Source organism: Streptomyces sp. NPDC038135 (assembly GCF_055601245.1).
The window spans coordinates 277,693-300,786 of the sequence record NZ_JBVJXS010000004.1; the positions used below are offsets into that span (position 1 = coordinate 277,693).

Consider the following 23,094-nt stretch of genomic DNA (forward strand, 5'->3'; position numbering starts at 1 on the left):
ACGGCAAGCTGCTTCGCGGAGCAGAAGGGTGCGGCTGCCCGGCCGTCACCTGGGTTCCGGATGGTTTCCCGGTCCGCCGCCCGGTCCCGCCAGCGGCGTCGGGGAGAGGGCCGTCGGTCGCTCGCCCGGTTCCAGCAGGGTGTCCGCCGCACCGACGATCAGCGGGTCGGGCGTGCCCACCGCCGCCAGGTCCTTGGCCGGATAGTCGAAACGGTCCAGCAGACTGCGCATCGCCTCCAGCCGGCCGCGCCGCTTGTCGTTGTTCTTGACGACCGTCCAAGGGGCGTGCGCGGTGTCGGTCGCCCGGAACATGTCGACCTTGGCCGCGGTGTAGTCGTCCCAGCGGTCGAGCGAGGCCAGATCGGTCGGGGACAGCTTCCAGCGGCGCACCGGATCGACCTGCCGGATCGCGAACCGGGTCCGCTGCTCGGCACGCGAGACGGAGAACCAGAACTTCACCAGCAGGATGTCGTCGTCGGTCAGCAACCGCTCGAACAGCGGCGCCTGCTGGAGGAACTGCTGATACTCCTCCTCGGAGCAGAAGTCCATGACCCTCTCGACTCCCGCCCGGTTGTACCAGGACCGGTCGAAGAAGACGATCTCGCCGCGGGCCGGCAGGTGGGTGACGTACCGCTGGAAGTACCACTGACCCGCCTCACGCTCGGTGGGCTTGTCCAGTGCCACGACACGGGCGCCGCGGGGGTTCAGCCGCTCGGTGAACCGCTTGATGGCGCCGCCCTTGCCGGCCGCGTCCCGCCCTTCGCAGACCACGACGATGCGCTGTCCCGTCTCCTTCGCCCAGCGCTGCAGCTTGAGCAGCTCGATCTGCAGGATCCGCTTGGTCCGCTCGTACTCGCGCCGCCGGACCCGGTGGTCGTAGGGGTGGTTCTCCCGCCAGGTCTCGATCGGCCGGCCGTCGCCGTCCAGAAGGACCGGCCGCTCCGGCTGCCGGTCATCCACCGCGAGCCCGTGCAGCAGGTCGTCCTCCCGCCCCGTGCTCCGACTCCCCTGCGCCTCGAGCATCTGCTCCGCCTCGGCCACGCATCCCGCCTCTCCGCCGTGTCACCCGGACCGAGTGACCCCCTCCGCGTGCCCCGGCAGGCCGGACCCAGACACACCACTGCGAGACCACGGCCGGGCGCCGGGGTCCTACACGGTCATGAACGCCCCCCGACGCCGGCTGGGGCGTGTGAGCCTGCCGTCCGCGCTGTCGCCGTCACCGGGTGGGGACGAAACCTCCGTCGATGATCATGTCGCTGCCGGTGATGTTGCTCGCCTGGTCGCCGGCGAGGAACAGGACCAGCTCGGCGACTTCCGCGGGGGTGGAGAAGCGGCCGGTAGGGACGGAGCCGGCCACCTGCGCGACCACGTCGTCCGGGGTGATGCCGGCCGCCGCGGAGACGGTGGCCGCTACACCGTCCTGGGCCAGCCACAAGTCGGTGCGCACGGGTCCGGGACTGACGGTGTTGACGCGGATTCCCTTGGGCCCGACCTCCTTGGACAGCGCCTTGGAGAAGGCGACGAGAGCGGCTTTGCCGGTGCTGTAGTCGATCACCATCGGGTCGGGCAGCGTGGCGTTGACGGAGGCTACGGTGACGATGGAACCCCGCCCGGCCTCCAGCATGAGGGGCAGCGCCGCCCGGGTGACCCGCACGGCGCTGAGCAGGTTCAGATCCAGCCCCTGCTGCCAGTCCGCGTCGCTCACCGACAGGAAGCCGCCGGTCCGGGCGGGGGCGGCGCCGACGTTGTTGACCAGCACGTCGACGCGTCCCGCGGCCTCGTGGACGAGCCGCTCGGCGCCCTGGGCGTCCCTGAGGTCGACGGGGACCCAGGTGACCGAGCCCTCCTTCACCAGAGCGTCCAGTTCGGGTGTCGAGGTGCGGGATCCGGCGATCACCGCGGCCCCCGCCTGCGCCAGGGCTTCGACGACCGCCAGGCCGATGCCTTTGCTGGCACCGGTCACGACGGCGGTGCGGCCGTGCAGCGGGCTGTTCATCAGCGCTCCCGGGTCTCTCGGTGACGATGGCGACCTGTTCTTCTCCACGACGGCCTCGCCGGGCCGTCACTTCCTTCAGAATCCGATGACAGTCGTGCACCGCGCATGTTGATCGGCCGCGTGATGTGGGCGAGGTGCGTGCGGCGGCGGACATGCCGTAGTACTCCTGGGGGGACCCGCAGACTGGTTCGTCGTCGTTTGGAGTCACCGATGATCGTTCGTCGCGTCATGCCCGTCATCCGGTCCGAGGCGGCGCGGGAAAGCCGTGAGTTCTACGGCCTGCTGGGCTTGGAGGAGGTCATGAACCACGGCTGGATCATGACGCTCGCCTCCCCGTCCAGCCCGACGGCGCAGATCAGCGTCATGACCAGCGACAAGACCGCTCCTGTCACCCCCGACGTGAGCGTCGAGGTCGACGACGTGGACGCGGCCTACCGGCTCATGCGGGAGAGCGGGGCGGAGATCGTCCACCCCTTGCAGGACGAGGAGTGGGGTGTACGGCGGTTCTTCGTCCGCGATCCCAGCGGACGGGTGGTCAACGTGCTGGCCCACCGCTGACGGCCTCACCCCGCGACCGGCACGAGTGCCTGCGGCGAACGGCGATGCGGTCGTCGGTCCGGCTGCGGATGTACGCTCCCTCGATGGGACACGACGACCTTCCGACCCTTGAACTCGCCTTTCCCGGACCGGAACGTGACCGGGGCGTGGAGGCGGTCCTCGCCGGGCGGAAGACCGCGCTCACGGGTCTCCTGGAGATCTACGAGCACGCCGGCGAGGCGGTACCGGTACCCGGTCAGCGCTTCTCGGTGCTGGACTCCGACGGTCGCCCGGCCGTCACGATCGAGCTCGTCGACGTGCGCGTCGTTCCCGTGAAGGAGATCGACGAGGACTTCGCGCGAGCCGAGGGACGCGGTTACGCCGACGTGGCCGAGTGGCGTGCGGCCCACGAGGAGTTCTTCCGCAGCGACGGCGTGAGCGAGTACCTGGGACACACCCCGGTCATCGATGACGACACACTCGTCGTCGCGGAACGCTTCCGGGTGGTCGGGTCAGAGGCCTCACCCGGTCGGTGACCCGCTCGGCGAGCTCACACCGACCGTCCCGCGGAAGCGGCTTCGGTGGACCGGTGTGGAGGCGCGTGTCAGGGCTGGGCGTGTGCGCCGGCCGCTCGCAGCAGCCGGGTCGCCGCCACCCGTTGGTGGCGCGGGCGGTCCTCGGTCAGGAGTGCGCGCAGCCGCTCTCGGGGCACGCTGTCGGCCCACGGCAGCAGAGCCAGGGTCGCCTGCCGGACCACGGCCGCTGACGGGTCGTCGAGAAGCGGGCGTACGTCGTCGAGGCGCACCGCGTCCAGCGCCCGCAGTCCCGCCACCGCGCAGGCACGCACCCTGGGGTCCGGGTGCGCAAGCAGTGTCCTGACCAGGTCGGCGTCCTCGCGTACGCCGCACTCGCCGAGGCCCACCGCGGCGGCGGGCCGGTCAGCGGGGTCGGCGCACAGCGCGCGGTACAGCGGTGCCGGGTCCGTGCCGCCCTGCCGCAGTACCCACCGGGCACACGCCCGCACCACGGGCGACCGGTCGGTGAGGTACGGCTCGGCGTCGGCGTGCCGCCCGGTGCGGCGCAGCGCGGTCACCCCCGCCGACCTGACCCGCGAGTACCGGGACCCGAGCAGCGGCACCACCACCTCGGTGAACTCGTCGTCACCGCCCTCGCGAAGGGCGGCCACGGCCGCTTCGGCGCACAGGTCCTGCACCACGACGTCGCGGTGGCGGGCGGCGGTCCGGGCGAGCCGCGACGCGAGGAGCAGCCGCCGCTCGACGGCCACGCGGTGCGCCAGACGGGCCGTGGCCCGGTCGCCGCTGTCGAGCAGCGCCTCGGTCTGTGCGGCCGGCCCGGTGCGCAGCGCCCCGGTCAGCAGGTCCTGGGCGAAGCCGCCCCGGGAGCGGCGGCCGATCCTCAGGACCAGGGCGGATTGCGCGGCCAGCCGGTGCGGGGGTGTTCCGGCGAGGAGGGCGCGCGCCCGTTCGCGTACCGGTCCCGCCCAGTCCGCGCAGCGGATGACGACCAGGGGGAGCAGGGCGGGCCGCTTCACGGCGTGGTCGAGCGCGGCCTCGCGGACACGGCCGTCGGGGTGGCAGAGGGCGAGGGCGAGTTCGGCGTCACCTGGCGTCCGTGACCGGGTGACGGTGATCGTCGACGCAAGCCGGGCCCAGATCGTCCGCCGTCCGGACGGCGACGCGTTCGAGTGGAACAGCTCCGGCCGTTGCCAGGCCAGTGCGCGGACTCCGGTGTCGAGATCGATCCAGGAGTCCGGGTCCGTCACGTCGAGCGCCTGGTCCGGAGCCGTTCCGGCGGCCAGTCGCCTGGCTGCCTCGTACGGCTCCCTTCCCCTTGTCACCATGGGCGCAGCCTACGGGTCGGTCTCCGGCGTGGCTCCGGTGCACGGCTCAGTGCGGGTCGGTGAGTTCCTCGTGTGCGCGGCGCAGCAGGGTCGCGAACGCTTCGGGGTGCTGCATCGGGAAGACGTGGCCGCCGCCGACGTGCCGCAGCCCGGCCCGCGATCCCGCGCTACGGGCCGCGGCCAGGAAGTCGGCTTCCTCGCGGCGGAAGACGAAGTCCGATCGTCCGTTCACCAGCAGGGTGGGTGAACCGAGACGCCCGGTGATGCGGAGGAAGTCCGCGCGGCGCAGCTCCCGCACGGCCTCGCCGAAAGCCCGGATGGCCAGTCCGCCGGCCAGGGCTGCTTCCGCGCACTCCGCGGGGGCGATGCGCCGGAACAGCCGGGCGTCCCGCGCGGCACTGAGGTCGGGTCCCATGAGTTCGTTGAGGCGCGCGGCCGTACGGTAGGCGAGCCCCTTCCAGCCGCGTGGACGCGCCGTGCAGCTGCACAGGACGAGCGCGCCCACGTCCTGCGGGTGTGCCGCGGCGTGGGCCAGCGCCACATAGCCGCCGAGGGAGAGGCCGGCGACCAGCGGCCGCCGGCCCGTCGCGCCGGCCGCCTCCCGGACCGCGTCGTCGACGGCCCGCACGGCCGAGGCGAGGGTGAACGTACGGTCCTGGAGGGCGCCGTGTCCGGGGAGGTCCGGGGCGCTGACCCGGAAGTCGGGAGCGAGGCGGCGGGCGTGCGGGGTCCACATGGAGGCCGAGAGGCGGATGCCGTGCACCAGCACGATCGGGGGCCTCGTGTCGTCGCCGAGAACCCACAGACCCGGTTGGACGTGGCGTTCGGGACCGGACTTCATGCCGCTCCCCGTCCGGCCGGAACCCGCCAGTGGGCGCCGAACCGGTCCAGTGCGTGGTCGAGTCGCCGGATGGCCTCGGTGTGCCGGGGGCCGGACGGCTCCCGCGCGGCGGAACCGGTCAGGAAGCAGCGGTCGGGGCGGCCCCGCGCGCCCATGGAGAGCAGCACGGTCTCCAGGGCCTGATGGGTCGGGTGTCCCTGGGCGGGATCGTGACCCACCACGAGCTGCAGGACGTGCTTGCCCGCGAGGCCGGACCGTGGCATGGCGTCCAGGAACGTTTTGAGCAGGCCTGAGTACGCCGCCTTGTACACCGGGGTCGCGACGACGACGCCGTCGGCGCCGGCGAGCAGCCCGGCCGCCTGCCGCAGGCGGGGGTGGTCCGCGTCCTGGGCCAGCAGCGGCGCGGGGGGAAGATCGCGCAGCGCGAGGTGGACGACGTCGTGGCCCTGTGTCACGAGCCGGGGAACGGCATGGGAGGAGAGCAGGCGCGCGGTGGCGGAGCTCTCTGCGGGACTTCCCGAGATCGTCAGGATCACGGCCATCGGCGATGGTCTCCTTGTCGTGCTGCGGGAGGGACGTGCTACGGAAGGGCCGGTGCGGCGGCCTCGGCCGGCACCAACTCGTGCTCGTGGGCGCGGTGGAAGCCCTTGCGGTCGTACCAGTGGGTGACGCCCAGTCCGAGCAGCAGGGCGCCCGCCGCGTACCCGCCGAGCACGGTCCAGTCCCGTGCCGGCATGCTCGAGCCGCCGAAGAACATGAGGGAGCGCACGCCCTCGACGACGTACCGGGCCGGCAGGAGGTCGCCGAGGGTGTTCAGCGCGCCGGGCAACGCCTCGACGGGGATGGGCCCACCGGACAGCGGGATGCCGGCGAGGGTCAGCAGGACCAGCGCCAGGATCTGGCCGGGCGTGCCGAACACCGCGAACAGGGCCAGGGTGACCAGGGAGACCGCGGCGCAGGCCGCGCCGCAGAAGAGGAGCAGTTCACCGCCCGCCTCGGGGTCGATGCCCGTGCTCCACAGGCCGGTCGCGGCGACGGTGGTGCCCGCGGCGAAGCCCATCACCGTGCCGAGCAGGGCCTTGGCGAGGAAGGTGGACGAGCGGGCGATCCGGATGACGGGGCTGAGCCGCCGCCGGGGGCCGATCTCCAGTGGGAGGTAGCCGAGCCGGGCGTCCACCAGCATCGTGAGCAGGCTGGCGGGCAGCAGGCCGGAGATGAGCAGGGCGACGGCGAAGTAGAGCGGAAGGATCCCGGCCGTGGCTCCGGCCGAGGGGCCTCCGGCCTGCTGTACGGTCTCGGTGACCTGGACCGGGTCGCTGAGCAGGGCGAGGAAACCGGGGCCGGCCGCGACAGGCGGTGCCGCGGTCCTGCCCTGGGTGGCGGCGCCTTCAACGGCCTTCACCGGGGCGGCTTTTCGCGCGCCCGCGGCGGACGCGTCCGCCTGATCGGCGAGCTGGGCGCCGATCCGCTGCGACACCTGTTCCGCCGTGGCGCGCAGCGCCTTCTCCGCCATCGAGGTGGCCATCGCGCCGACGCCCCGCCGCTCGATGATCTGCAGCTGCGGCCGCTGCGTGTCCTTCGCGGCGCCGAGCAGGGACAGGGCGCGCCGGCTGAAGTCGCCGGGGACGACGAGCGCGGCGTAGGCGTCCTGGTCGGTCATGATCCGCCGGGCCGCGGCGCGGTCGGAGACGACCGTCCAGTGGACGCGGCCGTCCCGGTGGGAGGCGGCCACGGCGTTCCGGGTGATCTGCTCGCCGAGACGCACCGTGCCCTGCGGTCCCGGAGCGCCCTGGTCCTCGTCGACGAGCACCAGGGGGAGGGCGCGCAGATGCCCCTCGGGGTCGCCGGCCGGCCCCAGGTAGCTGATCGTCGCGATGGCGGCGAGGAGGGCCCCGAGTACGACCACGATCCAGGATTGCCGCTGTTTCCACACGCTTGTAGCCCGCACGGGAACCACCTTCCTCGAACAGTGTCGGCTTGCGTTGTCTTGGGTCCGCGTGCGTCCGCCGTGGCCTTCGGGCGGTACGTGCGGCATGCCGGGGCTCACCCCGTCCGGACCGGGCCGCCCGGCGACCGGCGGCGGTCCGTCGCGCGGCCGGACGCGGCGGCCGAGCGGGCCAGCCGGGCGAGCAGGGTCGGCACCGTGTCGTCCTGCCAGGGGAAGAAGTGGTCGCCGGGCAGGGTCCGCAGGCCCTGCCACCGGGGCGCGTGGGGCTGCCACCGGGCGACCTCGTCCGGCGGGTGGACCGGGTCCCCGTCGCCCGCGAAGGCGTGGAAGGGCACGGTGACGCTCCGGGTGGGCCGGGCGGAGGCCTGACCGAGGAGCCGGAAGTCGGCCTGGAGCGGGCGCAGCAGGAGGGCGCGCATCTGCGGGCTGGCCAGCACCTCGGGCGGGGTCGCGCCGAGGCGGGCCACCCGGTCCAGCAGCGCGTCCGGGTCGTTCGCCAGGTGCCGTGCGTAGCCCTGGAGTTCGGGCGGCCCGACGGCCGAGACGACGAGTGCGTGCGGTGGCGTCCCTCGTGCGCACAGGGCCTGGCACAGCTCGTACGCCAGCAGGCCGCCCATGCTGTGCCCGAACAGGACGAGCGGGACGGCCGGGTCACCGATCCGGGCCAGCAGCTCACTGACGACCTTGGCGAGGTCGTCCAGCGGTTCCTCGGGCAGCCGGCGGCCGTGCCCGGGCAGCTCCGGTGCGATCAGCTCGCACCCCTCCGGCAGCCCGCCCGCCCAGGGCCGGTAGACGTCGGCGGAGCCGCCCGCGTACGGCAGGCAGACGAGTCGGGCGGTCGGACTCATGCGAAGGACTCCCCCGGGTCTGGACGGACCGGGCAGTTCCCCGGCTTCGATCGCAACGCAACGGTGCGTTGCAATCCTAGAGCTGTCACTATCATCGATGCAACACAACGTTGCGTTTCGTTACGTCGCCCCGGCCGAACGGGTCCGGGCGGGAGATCCGGAGGACGTCATGACGGCCACCACTCGGCAGGACCGGTCGCAGAGCGGCCCCCGGCGCCGCGACGACATCTTCGCGGCCTGTCTGGACCTGCTCGCGGACCAGGGTTACGACATGCTGACGATCGAGGGGGTCGCCCAGCGCTCCGGCGTCAACAAGACGACCATCTACCGCTGGTGGGCCTCGAAGTCCGAACTGCTCAGGGACGCCCTGATGGACTCGGGCACCTTCGCCTTCGACCTGCCCGACACCGGCAGCCTGGCCGGGGACCTCGCAGGGCTCACCGCCCGCCTCCAGGACCTGCTCGGCGACGAGCGCAAGGCCGCCGTGGTGGAGGCGGCCCTGGTGGGCGCGGTGCGGCATCCGGCGATGCGGGAGCTGGTGATGTCCTTCCTGGACGACCGGCTGGGCCGCCACCAGCCCCTCTTCACCCGTGCGGTGGAACGCGGCGAGCTGCCGCCGGACTTCGACCCCGCGCTCCTGGTGGACGCGCTCGCCGGGGCGCTGTGGATCCGCGTGCTGGTGCGCCGGCGGCCGGTCGCCGCCGACTTCGGCGAGCAGATGGTCAGCCTGCTGCTGGCGGGCGCGGGTGCGGCGTCTGTTCCCGCGCGGCGACCCGGCGGGTGACCTCCGCGAGGTGAGCGAGGACTTCCCGGTAGGAGCGCAGGGCGCCGACCTCGTAGTACGGCAGCGAGACCGTGGCGCAGTGCTCCCGTACCAGCAGCCGGCAGCGGCGCAGGTGCGGGCGCGGCATGCCCGGGAACAGATGGTGCTCGATCTGGTAGTTGAGGCCGCCGTAGAGGAAGTCGTGCACACGCGAGCTGCGGATGTTGCGCGAGGTGAGGACCTGGCGGCTCAGCCAGTCCGGCTCCTCCCCCTGCCGTACCGGCATGCCCTTGTGGTTCGGCGCGAAGACGCACCCGAGATAGGCGCCGAACAGCCCCTGGTGGACGGCGATGAAGGCGAGGCCGGTCAGCGGGGAGAGGACGCCGAACACGGCGGTGAGGTAGCCGGCCGCGTGCACCGCGAGCAGAGCCAGCTCGAGGCGGGGGCGGCGCGGCACCCCGCGCCGGATCGCGATCACCGAGCCCACTCTGAGCCCCACCGCCTCCAGCCCCAGCAGAGGGAAGAACAGCGCCGCCTGATGCCGGATCACGAAGGCCCGCAGCCGCGAGACGCCCTGGGCCTGGGCCGGGGAGAACGCGACGACCCGGCGCAGGATGTCCGGGTCCAGGTCGAGGTGGTTGGGGTGGTTGTGGTGCCGGGTGTGGTGGCTCATCCACCAGCCGTAGCTGAAGCCGAGGGCCAGGTTGCCGTGCAGCAGCCCGAGCGTCTCCATCGCGCGGCGGCCGCGGATGACCTGCCCGTGACCCACGTCGTGGCCGAGCAGGCCGGTCTGCCCGTAGGCGAACGCCAGCAGGGCGGCGGTGGCCAGCTGCCACCAGGAGTCGCCGAGCAGCGCGAACACCGCCCATGAGGCCCCGAACAGGGTCGTGTTCATCGCGAACTTGGCCGCGTAGTAGCCGGTGCACGGGCGCAGCAGACCGGCCGCCCGCACCCGCTCCTGGAGCGGCGCGAAGGAGTTGCCGCCGATGGGTGCCGTGCCGCCGACGGGTGCGCCCGGGCCCGGGGGCCCGGCCGACGCGACGGTCGGGGAGCCCGGGGAAGCGGTGTCCGGAACGCTCATGTCAACTCTGCCTCTCTGCCGGGAAGCCGGCGGGTTTCGTCAGGGTGCGGCCGCGGAACCCGCGGCGCCGAGCCCGCTTCCGGGAGCCGGTCTCAGCGCTCGGCGTCGTCCTTGATGCGCCGCAGGGTGGCGCGCATGCCGGACCGGTTGGCCTCCGCCCGCTCGGCGGGAGGCGTTCCGGTGAACACGCGGCCGAGGAGTTCGGCGACCCGGGAGCCCGGCCCGGTGCGCAGGTCCCGCCAGTACTCGGTGACCCGGGTGGCGGACTCCCCCGCCGGCTCCAGCCGGTACCCCCACAGCGCGACCGGCAGGCCGAAGGTGGTGACCCGGAAGGCGAACTCCGCGGGCTCGTCGGCGACGACGACCCGGCACGTGGTGAACCAGACCAGCGGGCCCTTGCGGTTGAAGCCGACGAAGCGCGTCCCCCTGCCCGCGGCGGCCGTGCCGCACCAGACGGCGAAGCACTCCGGGCTCCACCGCCCCATGTTCTTCACCCGGGAAATCGCGGTGTACAGCTCTTTTCGTCCCGCGTTCACGAGAATGCTTTCCTCGATCTGCCAAAGCCGTTTCACAGAATACACTCCCGGACAGCACCCGACGGCGACAAACGGTCGCGACCATAACCGCGCCCGCCGGGCCGTGTCCAGCGCCGTCGGGGGCGTCCGAGCGGAATGGTTCAATCCTCTATTTCCGGCCCTTCCGCAGGAATGCAGTTCACACGTTTGTCACTTGACACCCCGGGCTCGCCTGGACATGCTGGAACGAGTCGGATCGTTCTGAGTGCGGAGCGCGTCAGCGTCGACGCCTCCCTCGGAGCCCGACGACCAGCACTTCACGGGGGTTCCACACAGCGGCGTCGGCCAGTCCGACCGCCGTGTCGACCCCTGCGGTTAGCCAGGGGGATGTAAATGAGCAAGATCGCCAGCATGGTGGGCACCACCATCTGTGACATCGCCTCGGTCTTCCAGCTGCTCTGGAACAGTTGGGACCGAGCCGGCCGATGACGCCGTTCCGCGACACGCACGCGGATACTCACAACAAACCCACCTCGCGCCATTCAAACGGTGTGGCAGCGGCACGCCACCCGGAACCCACCACCATGTCGAACATCTTTCACATGGTGCTTCGCGAGATGGAAACGAGAATTCCGCGTCCGAGCTTTTCCATGTCTTCTCACGGTCTTCAGAAAGGTCGGTCAGGTGAGTCATCTGCTTGAAAAGTGCGCGTCCTACACACGAGCACGCGACGCGCGGAACGCGGGCCTGTACCCCTACTTCCTGAACTTCGACGGACGCGACGCCGGCACCGCCCGGCTGGCCGGCGGACACGAAGTGGTCATGTGCGGTTCCAACGACTACCTGGGGCTGAGCACGGACCCCCGGGTGGCCGACGCCGCGGCCGAGGCCGCGCACCGCTACGGGGCCGGCTGCACCGGCTCCCGCTTCCTCAACGGCAACCTCGACCTGCACGACCGTCTGGAGGCGGAACTCGCCGAGTTCTTCGGGAAGGAGGCCGCGCTGGTCCTCACCACCGGTTACCAGGCCAACCTCGGCGCGATAGGCGGCCTCTGCGGACCCGGCGACCTGATACTCATCGACAAGGACGCGCACGCCTCTCTCATCGACGCCGCCCGGCTCAGCCGCGCCAAGGTCGCCTGGTTCGAGCACAACGACGCCGACGACCTCGCCGACAAACTGGCCCGTCTGCCGCGGCGCGGCGGAGCGCTCGTCGTCGTGGACGGCGTCTACAGCATGGAGGGCGACCTCTGCCCGCTGCCCGCGCTGGTCGAGGTGTGCCGCCGGTTCGACGCCACCCTGCTGGTCGACGACGCGCACGGCGCGGGCGTCCTCGACAAGGGCCGCGGCACCTCCTCGCACTTCGGCCTCACCGACGAGGTGCCCCTGATCACCCTCACCTTCTCCAAGGCGTTCGGCTCCATCGGCGGCGCGATCCTCGGTGACGCCGTCGTCATCGACTACCTGCGCCACCACGCGCGTCCCCTGATGTTCTCGGCCAGCGCGAGCCCCGCCAACACGGCCGCCGCCCTGGAATCCCTGCGCATCCTGCGCGAGGAGCCCTGGCGGTGCACGACGGTCGCGGAGAACGCCGCGTACATGCGCCGCGAACTCACCGCGCTCGGCTACCGCGTCGGCTCCGGCATCACCCCGATCGTCCCGGTCGACACGGGCGACGACCTCAGCACCCTGCGCGCCTGGGACCTCCTCGTGGAGGAGGGGGTGTACGTCAACGCCGTACTGCCGCCGGCCGCCTCCCCGCGGCTGCGCACGAGCTACACGGCGGTGCAGACCGAGGAGCAACTGAACCGCGCCGTCGCGGGCTTCGCCGCCGTACGCGACCGGGTCCTCGCGCTGCCGGCCGCGGCCTGAGCGCGTCCACGCAGACAGGAGCCACCGCCATGCCCACCGCACTCGTCACCGGAGCCTCCGCGGGCCTCGGACGCGCCTTCGCCAAGGTCCTGGCCGAACAGGGCTACGACCTGATCCTGGTCGCCCGCTCCGAGAGCGACCTGAAGGAGCGCGCCGAGGACCTGTACCGCGCCTACGGCACCGACACCGAGGTCCTGCCCGCCGACCTGACCACCGACGACGGCTGTGCCGCCGTCACCTCGCGCATCAGGACCGGACCGCCGGTCGACCTGCTCGTCAACAACGCGGGCATCGGCCACGAGCGGCCCTTCCTCGACACCGGCGCCGCCGCCGAGGAGCGCCTCCTCGACCTCAACGTCCGCGCCGTGCTGCGGCTGACCGACGCCGCGCTGTCCGTCATGACCGCGCGCGGCTCGGGGAGCGTGCTGAACGTGGCCAGCGTCGCGGGCCTCGGCCCCGCCTGGCTCAGCTCCACCTACCCCGCGAGCAAGGCGTGGATCATCGCCTTCACCGAGTCACTGGGCGCCTCGCACCAGGTCAAGTCCGCGGGCGTCCGGATGACGGCCCTGCTGCCCGGTTACACCCGCACCGAGTTCCACCAGCGCGCCGGCATCCCCACCACCTTCCCGCCGCCCTGGCTGTGGCTCGACGCCGAGCGGGTCGTCCGCAGAGGCCTGCGCGACCTGGCGGCCGGGCGCGTCCTCAGCGTCCCGAGCCTGCGCTACAAGGTCGCCGCCTGGGGTCTGCGGCACCTGCCGCGCCCGGTCTCCCGGCTGGTCGCCTGGGACCTCAGCGCACCGGCCCACAGCTGATCCCCGAGTCAACTCGAAGAACAGCCCGAAAAGGGGAATCCCCGCATGACTGAGAGTGTGCCGGCCCGTCCGGCCACCCCGGCCCAGCTGAAGCTCCACACCCACGCACAGCTCTTCACCGACGACGCGGCGTTCAACCTCAGCGGCGCCTACCGCATCACGGGGGCACCGGAGAAGCCGGACACCGACCGGCTGCGGGCCGCGCTGTCCCGGCTCAGCGTCTCCATCCGCGCCATCAACACCTCGTTCGACCAGCGCGGCAACACCGTGCTGGCGGTGGACCGGCCGCCGCGCTACCCGGCGCCGCAGGACGTCCCGCTGATCCGGCTGCCCGGCGACTCCCGCGCGGAGGTCGCCGCCCGGCTGGCACGGGAAGCCGACACCCCGCTGCCGCCGGACGCGCCCGAGCAGTACGCGTTCGCCGTCTACGAGGACGACCACGCCGTCTACCTCACGCTCCTGTTCTCGCACCTCGTCTTCGACGGGTACTCGTACTACAACTTCGTCGCGGAACTGGAGCGGCTGTACGCCGACCCGGCGGCCGAACTGCCCGAGTCGGTCCACGACGACCCCTCGGCCCTGGTCGCACCGGCACCGCCGCGGCCGGAGGCGGTGGCGCACTTCGCCGCGCAACTCGGCCATCTCACGACCTTCGCCGACGACCGGCTGCTCGGCCAGCGCAGCCCGGGCGGCGCGCTCGAGGGCGAGGAGCGCCGGCTCCGGCTGGACGCCGCGGCCAGCGACCGTGTCCGGGCGCTCGCCGGGGAACTCGGCTGCACGCCGTTCTCGTTCTTCCTCGCCGCCCATCTCGTCACCCTCAGCCGCTGCACCGGCGGCAGGCGGCTGGTCACCGGGCTGCCCCTGGCGGGACGTCGCGGGGTCCGGCAGCGCCGGGCGTTCGGCTACTTCGTCAACACGCTGCCACTCGCCGTCGACCTCACCGCCTTCGAGACCTTCGCGGACCTGTGCCGTGAGGTGCAGTCCCTGACCACGGGCATGCTGCGGCACCAGGACTTCGACCTCGCGGCCTCGGCGCGCGAGGTGTGCCCGAGAATCACCGGCGGCCTGCTGAGCGCCGACACCAGCTTCACCTACTACAAGCAGCCGCTGCAGATCCGGCTCGACGGCTTCACCGTGGAGCAGCTGGACCAGCCCCGCAGGCTCGTGAAGTACCCGCTGTCGGTGAACGTCGAGGACTTCGGCTCGACGTTCACGCTGAACGTGGAGTGCTCGCACGAGCAGTGGGCCACGGATCCGCTCGCCGTGATGCGCACCGTCATCGACGCGGTCGGCGCGGACCCGCACCGGACCGTCCGCTCCATCCCGGCGCTCGCGCCGGAGGCGGAGCGACGCGTCCACCGCCTCGTCAACCCGCAGGCCGGCCGCCCCGCGTACCCGGTGGAGCCGTCTCTGGCGGCGTGGTTCCGGCAGACCGCCCGGAGCCACCCCGGCCGCACGGCCGTCAGCTCCGGCGAGGACAGCCTGACCTACGCCGAACTGGACCGCCGGTCCGACACGGTCGCCGCGCGGCTCGCCGAGCGGGCCGCGGGACGGCACGTGGGCATCGCGATGCGGCGCGGCGTCGACCTGGTGACCGTGATCCTCGGCGTCCTCAAGGCGGGGCGGACGTACGTGCCTCTGGACCCGTCGTCACCCGGCGCCCGGATCGGGCAGATCCTGCGCAGCTTCCCCGACGGGCTGCCGCTGGTGGAGGACGAGGCACGCTGGCCCGACGCGGGCGGCGCCCGGGTGCGCGCCGGCGATCTGCTGGCGCCGGGCGAGCGGCCGGCCCCCGCCGTGCCGGAGGACCCGGACGCGGACGCCTACGTCATCTTCACCTCGGGCTCGACGGGGCGCCCCAAGGGCGTTCAGGTCACGCACCGCAACGTGATGCGGCTGATGCGCTCCACCGAGGAGCTGTTCGGCTTCGGTCCCCAGGACGTGTGGAGCCTGTTCCACTCGTACGCGTTCGACTTCTCCGTCTGGGAGATCTTCGGGGCCCTGCTGTACGGCGGCCGGCTCGCCGTCGTACCGGAGACCACCGCCAAGTCCCCGGACGCCTTCCGTGACTTCCTCGTCCGCGAGCAGGTCACCGTGCTGAACCAGACGCCGTCGGCGTTCGGCCAGCTGCTGAAGGTGCTCGGCCCGGAGCACCGCGACGCGCACGCCCTGCGCTACGTCGTGTTCGGCGGCGAGGCACTGCGCTACGCGGCCCTGCGGCCCTGGTTCGAGGCGATGGGCGACAGGACCCGGCTGGTGAACATGTACGGCATCACCGAGACGACCGTGCACGTCACCTTCCGTCCCGTCACGGCCGCCGACGCCCGTCAGGAGACCGCGTCGGCCATCGGGCGCCCGCTGCCCGACCTCACGGTGCGGGTCGTGGACGCCGACGGGCACCTCTGCCCGCCCGGCGTGCCCGGCGAGATGATCGTCGGCGGCGCCGGTGTCACCCGGGGCTACCTGGAGCGTCCGGAGCTGACCGCCGAACGGTTCCCGGAGCAGGACGGCTCGGTGGTCTACCGCTCGGGAGACCTGGGCCTGGTTCGGCCCGACGGCGGCCTGGTCCATCTGGGCCGCATCGACCAGCAGGTGCAACTGCGCGGTTTCCGGATCGAGCTGGGCGAGATCGAGTCGGCCCTGCTGTCGGTGCCCGGTGTCGCCGAGTGCGCGGTGCGGCTCGACGAGCGGGACGCCGAGCACCCGGCGCTGGTCGCCTTCGTCGCCGGGCCCGCGGTGCCCGCCGACGGCGCGGTCCGCGAGCGGCTGCGGACGCTGCTGCCGCCGTACATGGTGCCGGCCGCCTTCGTCCGGACGGCCGGACTGCCGCTGACCGTCAACGGCAAGGTCGACACGAAGGCACTGCCCTGGCCCGACCTGGACGGGGATCCGGCGGAGCGTCCGGCCGCCGCGGCCGGACCGGAGACCGGGTCCACCGCCGAGGCGGTGGGGGAGGTCTGGCGGCAGGTGCTGCCGGCGGGGACGGCCTTCGGCCCGGACGACAACTTCTTCGACGTCGGCGGCTCCTCGATGCACGTGGTCGAGATGCACCGGCTGCTGCAGTCGCGGCTGGCCGTCGACAGCCTCGAAATGATCGAACTGTTCACCCACACCACACCGCGCAAACTCGCCGCACACATAGATGCCATACGGGGGGCCTCTCATGTCTGACCTGACCGAGACGCAGACGACACCGATAGCCGTGGTCGGCATGGCCGGCCGGTTCCCGGGCGCCGGTTCCGTCGCCGAACTGTGGGAGATGCTGGTGCGCGGGGCGGAGGCCGTGCACCGCTTCTCCCCCGAGGAACTCGCCTCGGCCGGCGTTCCCGCCGACGTGGCGGACGCGCCCGGTTACGTGCCGTACGGCGCCGACCTCGCGGACGCCGACCGCTTCGACGCCGACTTCTTCGGCGTCACCCCGCGCGACGCGCGGATCATGGACCCGCAGCACCGCGTGTTCCTGACCTGCGCCTGGCAGGCCCTGGAGGACGCGGGGCTCGCCCCCGACGCCCAGGACAACGTCGGCGTGTACGCGGCGAGCAGCCTGAGCACCTACCTGCTGTACCACGTGCTGCGCTCCGCGGAGCACGCCGGGAGCGCCCTCACGTATCCCGTCCTGCTCGGCAACGACAAGGACTTCCTGGCCACCCGCGTCGCCTACAAGCTCGGGCTGCACGGTCCCGCCCTCACGGTGCAGACCGCCTGCTCCAGTTCGCTGACGGCGGTGCACCTGGCGTGCCGGGCGCTGGCGTCCGGCGAGGTGGACGCGGCGCTGGCGGGCGGGGTGAGCATCACGGTGCCCCAGACCGCGGGCTACGACTACCAGGAGGGCGGGATCCTCTCCCGCGACGGGCACTGCCGGGTCTTCGACGCGGAGTCCTCCGGCACGGTGAAGGGCAACGGCGCCGGCGTCGTCGTCCTCAAGCGGCTGGCCGACGCCGAGCGCGACGGCGATCGCGTGTACGCCGTCGTCCGGGGCAGCGCCGTGAACAACGACGGCGCCGACAAGATCGGGTTCACCGCTCCCGGCACCGCCGGACAGCGGGAGGTCATCCGCCGCGCCCTCACGGCCTCCGGGGTGCCGGCGGGCGACATCGGCTACGTCGAGACCCACGGCACCGGAACCACCGTCGGCGACCCGCTGGAGCTGAGCTCGCTCGCCGCCGCCCACCGGGACGCCGGCGGCGCCGCGGACGGCTGCCTCATCGGCAGCCTCAAGGCGAACCTCGGACACCTGGACGCGGCCGCCGGAGTGACCGGGCTGATCAAGGCGGCGCTCGCCCTGTACCACCAGACCGTCCCGCCGCAGATCAACCTCGACCGGCCGAACCCGCTGCTGCAGCTCGACCGGACGCCGTACGACGTGCCACGGTCCGCCGTGGAGTTCACCGACGAGCCGCTGCGGGCCACCGCGGTCAGCTCGTTCGGCATCGGCGGCACCAACGCGCACTGCGTCCTGGCGCGGGCCCCGCAGCCCGGAGCGCGCCCGGCCGGCGCCCCGGCCGGCCCGTTCCCCGTCGTGCTCTCCGCGAAGGACGAGGACGCCCTGCGCGCCCTGGCCCGCACGCTGCGCGAGCACCTCGCCGGTGCGCCCGGCACCGACCCGGCCGACGTGGCGTACACCCTGTTCACCGGTCGTTCCCGGTTCGCGACGCGGCACGCCTTCGTGGCCGCGGACCTCGACGGGATGGTCGCCGGCCTGGACGCGCTGCTCGACGGCGCCCCCAACGGCGAGCTGCCCGAGGCCACCACGTGGCCCCTGGCGCCCGCCCGCAAGATCTCCCTGCCGGGTCACCCCCTGCGGGAGGAACGCCACTGGCTCGAGCCGGACATCGCCCGGCCCGAGCCGGAGCGGCAGCCCACCGGGCAGCCGCACGGCGTTCGGCCGCCGGCCCCCGTACTCCCCCGGGCGGGGGCCGGCGAGGGGCTCGGCGACGAGGTGCTGCAGGAGGTCCTCCCCATCCTCCGCGAGCACCTCGGCGTCGACTCGCTCGCGCCCGACGACGACTTCCACGAGCTGGGCGGCGACTCCCTGCTGGCCGTGGAGGTGGTCAGCACCTTCCGCACGGCGTTCGGCGTCACCGTGGAGCTGGACGCCCTCGGCCGCACCGCGCGGCAGATGGCCGACGCCGTCCGGGCCGCCCGGACCGGCGCCCGCGGCAGCGGGGTGATCACCGTCCGCGAGGGCGAGGGGACCCCGGTCTTCCTGGTGCACCCCGCGGGCGGCACCAACCTCGTGTACTCCACGCTCGCCCGGCACTCGCGCTCGACGGCGCCGCTCATGGCGCTGTCCTTCCCGTCCGCCGAGGAAGGCCGGCCGGAGACCCTGCGCGAGCTGGCGGCGCGGTACCTGGAGCGGGTGCGCTCGGTGCAGCCGTCGGGGCCGTACCGGCTCGGCGGCTACTCCTTCGGCGGCAACGTGGCGCTGGAGATGGCCCTGCAGCTGCAGGCCGCCGGGGAGCGGGTCGAACCGCTGCTGATGCTGGACTCGCACGTTCCCGAGACCTACGTCGGCGGGCGGCTGGACCCCCAGGAGTTCGAGGACGCCTTCGCGGTGCTCGCGCGGCAGACGGCCCTGGTCGACGGCATCGACGTCGCGGTCCTGCGCGAGGAGGGCTTCCTCGACGTGTGGCGCACGAACCACGACTGGCTCAAGTCCTACTATCCGGACCGGCCGTTCGACGGCGACATCCTGCTGCTGCAGGCGGAGGAGCAGGAGCCGGTGGAGCTGCTCGACGCGCTACGCCTGTCCGTCCGCGACAAATCCCTGTGGCAGGCGCACATCACCGGCCGGCTGCGGGTGCGCAAGGTGCCCGGACACCACTTCACCATGTTCGACGAGGGCGAGCACATCACGAGTCTCGCCGCGGCGTTCGACGAGGCGCTGTCCTCGCAGCGGGCCCGGTGACGCGCATGCTCAGCTACGGGTCCTACATCGCGGGCGTGGAACAGCCCGCCCGGCAGTGGGTCTACACCCTGCGCAGTTCGGCGATGCTGCGCGACTTCTTCGGCGCCGTGCGCCTCAAGCGCAGCCTGGAGCGCGGCCGGATCGCCCCCGAGGAAGCGGGCGTGGAGGTGGTCGGGCGCAGCGCGGTGGCCGACCAGGAGGACATGGCGGTCGCCCTGCGGCGGGCCGCTGCGGCTGTCGAGGAGTGGGCGGCCGTCCCGGCGGCGACCCGCATGCGCGTCGTGGCGGAGTTCCACGCCCTCGTGGCGGAGAAGCACGACGCGCTGGTCGAGCTGATGATCGCCGAGGGGCATCCCCGGTCGCTGGCCCGCTGGGAGGCCGCGGGCATGCTCGCGGCCACCGGGCCGGCCACCCGCGACTTCCTCTCCGGCCAGCTGGAGCACCGGGTGCGCGACGGTGCCCGGGAGCTGCGGGTGCGCCGGGTCGCGGACGGCGTGGTCTGTCTCAACCCCCCGCAGAACGCGACCGTCGCCAACGCGCTGCTCGGCATCTGGGCACTGGCGGCCGGCAACGCGCTGGTCGTCAGGGCGCCCCGGAGCGCACCGCTCGGGGTGATGTACGCGCTGCGCGAGCTGGTGGCGCCCGCGCTGGAGCGGGTGGGGGCGCCGGCGGCCGCGCTGTCGGTGCTGTGCTGCGAGGCCGGCGCCACCCTGCGGCAGTGGCTGGCCAGTCCGCTGGTCGACGACATCATGTACTTCGGCGGCAGCGAGCAGGGCATCGCCTTCGGCGCGGAGTGCGTCGCCGCGGGCAAGAAGCCGGTGCTGGAACTGGCCGGCAACGACGTCTGCGTGGTCTGGCACGACGCCGACCTCGACCTCGCCGCGGAGGCGCTGTCCGAGGCGTTCTACGGTTCCGGGCAGATCTGCATGGTGCCCAACTGCGCGGTCGTCCACCCCCGGGTCGCCGACGAACTGCTCGCCAAGCTGGCGGCACGGGCCGCGGCGATCCGTCCGGGGCCGCCCGAGGAGCCGGGGGCGCTGCTGTCCCCCGTACTGCGCACGGACCGGTTCCACGAGGTGCTGCGCCAGGCCGAGGCGGCGGGCGCCGAGATCGTCTGCGGCGGCCGCCGGCTGGACGTCGACGGACGGCCCGACGAGGTGCGGGGGCTGTTCCTGGAGCCCACGGTGATCCGCGTGGACGGCCTGAAGGGCGCCCGGGACCTGGACGCCGTGCGGCACGAGACGTTCTTCCCGCTGCTGCCGGTGGTGGTGCCCGAGGAGGCCTCCGACGGCGAACTGCTGGCGCAGGTGACGGACTTCGTCAACAGCAACGAGTACGGGCTGCGGAACTCACTGTGGACGGGCGACGAGGAGACCGCGGAGCGGTTCCTGAGCCGGCTGCGCAACGGCGGCCTGGTGAAGGTGAACGACTCGCACATCGGGTTCCTTCCCGTGCTGCCGACCCACGGGGGCACCGGCCTGACCGGCGGCCCCGGCGGCGAGGCCAACTATCCGCTGCTGCGCACGTCCCACCTTCAGGGCGTCAGCGTGGCCCGGGGTGTGCGGCCGTCCGAGGCGGTCTTCGGCGGTCCCGCCGCCCCGGGCGGTCCGGTCGAGGAGAACGAGGGGGTTCAGGTCTGATGCGCGGCATGGACAGGGCACGCGAGGCGTGCGAGGAGCTGTTGCCCGGACTCGCTCCGGCGCTGGCGGACGTACCGCTGCCGGAGCTGGAGTCGCCCGGCGGGCCGGGGCTCGACGCGTTCCGCAAGAGCGGCGGTCCGGGACTGCTGGTGCCCGCCGCGTACGGCGGGGCGGGCGCGGGCGCGCTCCGGGCGGCGCGGGTCACCCGGGCGATCGGCGCGCTGTCCCCCTCTCTGGGGGTGGCGACCGCGATGCACAACTTCTCGGTGGCGAGTCTGGTGGCGCTGGTCGCCTCCGCGGACGCCTCCGGCCTCGAGTGGATGCTGATCGAGGGCATCGCCCGGGACCGGCTGCTGGTGGCCTCCGCGTTCGCCGAGGGACGCGCGGGAGCCGGCACCCTGGACGCCGCGGTCTCGGCGCGGGCGACCGAGGGCGGGTACCTCGTCAACGGCAGCAAGAAGCCGTGCAGCCTGTCGAGGTCGATGAACCTGATCACCGCGAGCGTCTCGCTGCCCGGTGCGGACGGCGGCAGGGAGCTCGGGGTGGCGCTGGTGCCCGCCGACTCGCCGGGCATCACCCGGCGGCCGTTCTGGAACGCCCCGTTCCTCGCGGGCGCCGAGAGCGACGAGGTCGTCCTGGAGGACGTCCTCGTGCCCGAGGAGCTGATGCTGCGTCCGCAGGTGGAGCTCGGCACCGGTCTTGACACCCTGCAGACGGTCGGATTCGTGTGGTTCGAGCTGCTGGTCAGCAGCGTGTACACCGGAGCGGTGGCCCGGCTCGCGGAAAGCGCGCTGGACGCCGGCCGGGGCAGCGCCACCGACCGGGCCGCCGTGGTGACGAGCGTGGAGGCGGCGATCGCGCTGACCGAGAACGCGGCGCGGATCGTGGACGAGGGCCAGGTCGGCAACGACGAGCTGGCGACGGTGCTCACGGCCCGCTACGCGGTGCAGGAACTGCTGGTCACGGCGGCGGACCGGGCCGCGGAGCTGCTCGGCGGCCTGGCCTTCGCGACGTCCGTGGACACCGGGCACCTGCTGGCGGTCAGCCGCGCCCTGGCGTTCCACCCGCCCTCCCGCGGGGCCATGGCGGACTCCCTGCTGGAGCACCATGCCGGCGCGCCGCTGCGGGTGGTGTGACGCGATGGACACGGACGCGAGGCCGCTCGGGCGGCAGCCCGGCGCCACGCCGGCGGGCACCCAGGCGTCGCCGGGCCGGGACGTGCCCGGCCGCTACAAGGCGTACCTGAGCCGGGGCCGGGGCAAGCTCGGCGAGATGTTCGGCGGCCATGTCGAGGTCGACTCCTACGGCGCCACGGTCCGCACGGCCGACGGGCGGGAGTTCCTCAACTGCGGCGGCTACGGCGTCTTCCTCGCCGGGGCCCGGCATCCGCGGGTGGTCGCCGCCGTCGAACGGCAGTTGCACCGCCACCCGCTGGCCACCCGGCTCCTGCTGGAGCCGAAGGCGGCCGACGCGGCGGAGGCCCTGGTGCGGGTCGCTCCGGCCGGCCTGGAGCGGGTCCACTTCACCAACTCCGGCGCGGAGGCCGTCGAGACGGCGCTCAAGCTGGCGCGGGCGCACGGCCACCGGCGGATCGTGTCGACGGCCGGCGGGTTCCACGGCAAGACGCTCGGCGCCCTGACCGCCACCGGAAAACCGCTGTACCGGGACCCGTTCCTGCCGCTCCTGCCGGACACCGTGCACGTCCCCTACGGCGACGCCGCCGCGCTGCGCGAGGCGCTGGGCCCGGACGGGTCGGACGCGGTGGTGCTGGTGGAACCGGTGCAGAGCGAGGCCGGTGTCGTCGTACCAGCGGACGGCTACCTCCGCGCGGTCGCGGCGGCCTGCGCGGACGCCGGGGCGTTCTTCGTCCTCGACGAGGTGACGACCGGCCTCGGACGCCTCGGCCACTGGTGGGGGGCCGACCGCGAGGCGGTGACGCCGGACGTGCTGCTGGTCGGCAAGGCGCTGAGCGGCGGGGTGGTCCCGGTGGCCGCGGCGGTCGCCACGGCGCGGGCCTTCGCCCCCTTCGACCGGGACCCCTTCCTGCACACGTCGACGTTCTCGGCGGCGCCGTTGGCGATGGCCGCCGCCGAGGCGGCGGTCGCGGTGGTCGAGGAGGAGGGCCTGGTCGGCCGGGCGGCCGGGCTGGGCGCGACGCTGCTCGGGGCCCTGCGGAACCTGGTGGCCCGGCACTGCGGCCACCTGGTGCGGGACGTGCGCGGGCTGGGTCTGCTCATCGGTGTGGAGTTCCAGGACGCGGGCCTGGCGGGCGAGTTCCTGCTGGAACTGCTCGAACGGGACGTGATCGCCAACCACTCGCTGAACGCGCACACCGTCGTCCGCCTGACCCCGCCCGCGGTGCTCGACGACGCCGAGACCGACCGACTGACCGAGGCGCTGGAGGGCGCCGCCCGGGCCCTGGGAGAGCGATTCCCCGCAGCGCGCCCCCAGCCCGACCCCGGAGGGAACTGA

19 protein-coding genes are annotated in these 23,094 nt (G+C 73.2%); 10 read left to right on the plus strand and 9 right to left on the minus strand.

The genetic code is table 11. From position 1 onward, the window contains the following. Nucleotides 1-45: 45 nt before the first annotated feature. Both ppk2 and ACZ7JA_RS12890 read right to left on the minus strand, forming a co-directional pair. Nucleotides 46-1,023, minus strand: coding sequence for a polyphosphate kinase 2 (ppk2, locus tag ACZ7JA_RS12885; protein ID WP_403680671.1), 978 nt, complete (start codon nucleotides 1,021-1,023; stop codon nucleotides 46-48). Nucleotides 1,024-1,216: 193 nt separating this feature from the next. Further along, entirely contained in the window at nucleotides 1,217-1,996 is a 780-nt protein-coding gene (locus ACZ7JA_RS12890; RefSeq protein ID WP_470808079.1) for an oxidoreductase, read from the minus strand. Between the two features lie 210 nt (nucleotides 1,997-2,206). Between ACZ7JA_RS12890 and ACZ7JA_RS12895 the strand changes: the two genes are divergently transcribed. Then, entirely contained in the window at nucleotides 2,207-2,554 is a 348-nt protein-coding gene (locus ACZ7JA_RS12895; RefSeq protein WP_470808080.1) for a VOC family protein, read from the plus strand. 83 nt (nucleotides 2,555-2,637) lie between these two features. Next, entirely contained in the window at nucleotides 2,638-3,069 is a 432-nt protein-coding gene (locus tag ACZ7JA_RS12900; RefSeq protein ID WP_389297785.1) for an ASCH domain-containing protein, read from the plus strand. Nucleotides 3,070-3,137: 68 nt separating this feature from the next. Here ACZ7JA_RS12900 and ACZ7JA_RS12905 read toward each other — a convergent pair whose 3' ends face one another. The 5 genes from ACZ7JA_RS12905 to ACZ7JA_RS12925 form a co-directional block, all read right to left on the minus strand. Continuing rightward, entirely contained in the window at nucleotides 3,138-4,394 is a 1,257-nt protein-coding gene (locus ACZ7JA_RS12905; protein ID WP_470808081.1) for a HEAT repeat domain-containing protein, read from the minus strand. A gap of 46 nt (nucleotides 4,395-4,440) precedes the next feature. Further along, nucleotides 4,441-5,235 carry an alpha/beta fold hydrolase gene (locus ACZ7JA_RS12910; RefSeq protein ID WP_351663543.1) on the minus strand — a complete coding sequence of 265 codons (795 nt, stop codon included), beginning with the start codon at nucleotides 5,233-5,235 and terminating at the stop codon, nucleotides 4,441-4,443. Next, nucleotides 5,232-5,777 (minus strand): NAD(P)H-dependent oxidoreductase, encoded by a 546-nt coding sequence (locus ACZ7JA_RS12915; RefSeq protein ID WP_351663541.1) that lies wholly within the window; start codon nucleotides 5,775-5,777, stop codon nucleotides 5,232-5,234. Before ACZ7JA_RS12915 ends, ACZ7JA_RS12910 begins: the two co-directional genes overlap by 4 nt. Before the next feature lie 38 nt (nucleotides 5,778-5,815). After that, entirely contained in the window at nucleotides 5,816-7,183 is a 1,368-nt protein-coding gene (locus ACZ7JA_RS12920) for a YhgE/Pip domain-containing protein (RefSeq protein WP_389297779.1), read from the minus strand. Between the two features lie 95 nt (nucleotides 7,184-7,278). Then, complete coding sequence (locus tag ACZ7JA_RS12925) at nucleotides 7,279-8,031, minus strand: thioesterase II family protein (protein WP_351663539.1); 753 nt, start codon at nucleotides 8,029-8,031, stop codon at nucleotides 7,279-7,281. Between the two features lie 169 nt (nucleotides 8,032-8,200). Here ACZ7JA_RS12925 and ACZ7JA_RS12930 point away from each other — a divergent pair, with 169 nt between their 5' ends. After that, nucleotides 8,201-8,815 carry a TetR/AcrR family transcriptional regulator gene (locus tag ACZ7JA_RS12930; RefSeq protein ID WP_450743030.1) on the plus strand — a complete coding sequence of 205 codons (615 nt, stop codon included), beginning with the start codon at nucleotides 8,201-8,203 and terminating at the stop codon, nucleotides 8,813-8,815. Here ACZ7JA_RS12930 and ACZ7JA_RS12935 read toward each other — a convergent pair. Both ACZ7JA_RS12935 and ACZ7JA_RS12940 read right to left on the minus strand, forming a co-directional pair. Next, on the minus strand, nucleotides 8,754-9,875 hold the full coding sequence (locus ACZ7JA_RS12935) for a fatty acid desaturase family protein (protein ID WP_450743028.1): 1,122 nt from the start codon (nucleotides 9,873-9,875) through the stop codon (nucleotides 8,754-8,756). The genes ACZ7JA_RS12930 and ACZ7JA_RS12935 overlap by 62 nt on opposite strands. Before the next feature lie 92 nt (nucleotides 9,876-9,967). Then, a complete protein-coding gene (locus ACZ7JA_RS12940) occupies nucleotides 9,968-10,456 on the minus strand; it encodes an SRPBCC family protein (RefSeq protein WP_389447439.1) in 489 nt (162 codons plus the stop codon). A gap of 618 nt (nucleotides 10,457-11,074) precedes the next feature. Here ACZ7JA_RS12940 and ACZ7JA_RS12945 point away from each other — a divergent pair. Genes ACZ7JA_RS12945 through ACZ7JA_RS12975 form a run of 7 tightly spaced genes read left to right on the plus strand, consistent with a single transcriptional unit; the run spans nucleotide 11,075 to nucleotide 23,094 of the window. Continuing rightward, entirely contained in the window at nucleotides 11,075-12,262 is a 1,188-nt protein-coding gene (locus ACZ7JA_RS12945; RefSeq protein WP_351663535.1) for an aminotransferase class I/II-fold pyridoxal phosphate-dependent enzyme, read from the plus strand. A gap of 29 nt (nucleotides 12,263-12,291) precedes the next feature. Beyond that, a complete protein-coding gene (locus ACZ7JA_RS12950; RefSeq protein WP_351663534.1) occupies nucleotides 12,292-13,074 on the plus strand; it encodes an SDR family NAD(P)-dependent oxidoreductase in 783 nt (260 codons plus the stop codon). A 45-nt stretch (nucleotides 13,075-13,119) separates the two neighbouring features. After that, nucleotides 13,120-16,245 (plus strand): non-ribosomal peptide synthetase, encoded by a 3,126-nt coding sequence (locus tag ACZ7JA_RS12955; RefSeq protein WP_470808082.1) that lies wholly within the window; start codon nucleotides 13,120-13,122, stop codon nucleotides 16,243-16,245. Further along, a complete protein-coding gene (locus ACZ7JA_RS12960; protein ID WP_470808083.1) occupies nucleotides 16,238-18,982 on the plus strand; it encodes a type I polyketide synthase in 2,745 nt (914 codons plus the stop codon). Before ACZ7JA_RS12955 ends, ACZ7JA_RS12960 begins: the two co-directional genes overlap by 8 nt. 5 nt (nucleotides 18,983-18,987) lie before the next feature. Beyond that, nucleotides 18,988-20,622, plus strand: a complete 1,635-nt coding sequence (locus tag ACZ7JA_RS12965) for an aldehyde dehydrogenase family protein (protein WP_450743019.1) — start codon at nucleotides 18,988-18,990, stop codon at nucleotides 20,620-20,622. Between the two features lie 8 nt (nucleotides 20,623-20,630). Next, nucleotides 20,631-21,758 (plus strand): acyl-CoA dehydrogenase family protein, encoded by a 1,128-nt coding sequence (locus ACZ7JA_RS12970; RefSeq protein WP_389447449.1) that lies wholly within the window; start codon nucleotides 20,631-20,633, stop codon nucleotides 21,756-21,758. Between the two features lie 4 nt (nucleotides 21,759-21,762). After that, nucleotides 21,763-23,094, plus strand: coding sequence for an aspartate aminotransferase family protein (locus ACZ7JA_RS12975; RefSeq protein ID WP_470808084.1), 1,332 nt, complete (start codon nucleotides 21,763-21,765; stop codon nucleotides 23,092-23,094).

Coding starts and splice junctions, on each gene's coding strand:
- ACZ7JA_RS12900 (WP_389297785.1), top strand. CDS start 2,638: ATGGGACACGACGACCTTCCGACCCTTGAACTCGCCTTTCCCGGACCG.
- ACZ7JA_RS12895 (WP_470808080.1), top strand. CDS start 2,207: ATGATCGTTCGTCGCGTCATGCCCGTCATCCGGTCCGAGGCGGCGCGG.
- ppk2 (WP_403680671.1), bottom strand. CDS start 1,023: ATGCTCGAGGCGCAGGGGAGTCGGAGCACGGGGCGGGAGGACGACCTG.
- ACZ7JA_RS12930 (WP_450743030.1), top strand. CDS start 8,201: ATGACGGCCACCACTCGGCAGGACCGGTCGCAGAGCGGCCCCCGGCGC.
- ACZ7JA_RS12955 (WP_470808082.1), top strand. CDS start 13,120: ATGACTGAGAGTGTGCCGGCCCGTCCGGCCACCCCGGCCCAGCTGAAG.
- ACZ7JA_RS12950 (WP_351663534.1), top strand. CDS start 12,292: ATGCCCACCGCACTCGTCACCGGAGCCTCCGCGGGCCTCGGACGCGCC.
- ACZ7JA_RS12965 (WP_450743019.1), top strand. CDS start 18,988: ATGCTCAGCTACGGGTCCTACATCGCGGGCGTGGAACAGCCCGCCCGG.
- ACZ7JA_RS12925 (WP_351663539.1), bottom strand. CDS start 8,031: ATGAGTCCGACCGCCCGACTCGTCTGCCTGCCGTACGCGGGCGGCTCC.
- ACZ7JA_RS12915 (WP_351663541.1), bottom strand. CDS start 5,777: ATGGCCGTGATCCTGACGATCTCGGGAAGTCCCGCAGAGAGCTCCGCC.
- ACZ7JA_RS12960 (WP_470808083.1), top strand. CDS start 16,238: ATGTCTGACCTGACCGAGACGCAGACGACACCGATAGCCGTGGTCGGC.
- ACZ7JA_RS12935 (WP_450743028.1), bottom strand. CDS start 9,875: ATGAGCGTTCCGGACACCGCTTCCCCGGGCTCCCCGACCGTCGCGTCG.
- ACZ7JA_RS12975 (WP_470808084.1), top strand. CDS start 21,763: ATGGACACGGACGCGAGGCCGCTCGGGCGGCAGCCCGGCGCCACGCCG.
- ACZ7JA_RS12905 (WP_470808081.1), bottom strand. CDS start 4,394: ATGGTGACAAGGGGAAGGGAGCCGTACGAGGCAGCCAGGCGACTGGCC.
- ACZ7JA_RS12910 (WP_351663543.1), bottom strand. CDS start 5,235: ATGAAGTCCGGTCCCGAACGCCACGTCCAACCGGGTCTGTGGGTTCTC.
- ACZ7JA_RS12890 (WP_470808079.1), bottom strand. CDS start 1,996: ATGAACAGCCCGCTGCACGGCCGCACCGCCGTCGTGACCGGTGCCAGC.
- ACZ7JA_RS12970 (WP_389447449.1), top strand. CDS start 20,631: ATGGACAGGGCACGCGAGGCGTGCGAGGAGCTGTTGCCCGGACTCGCT.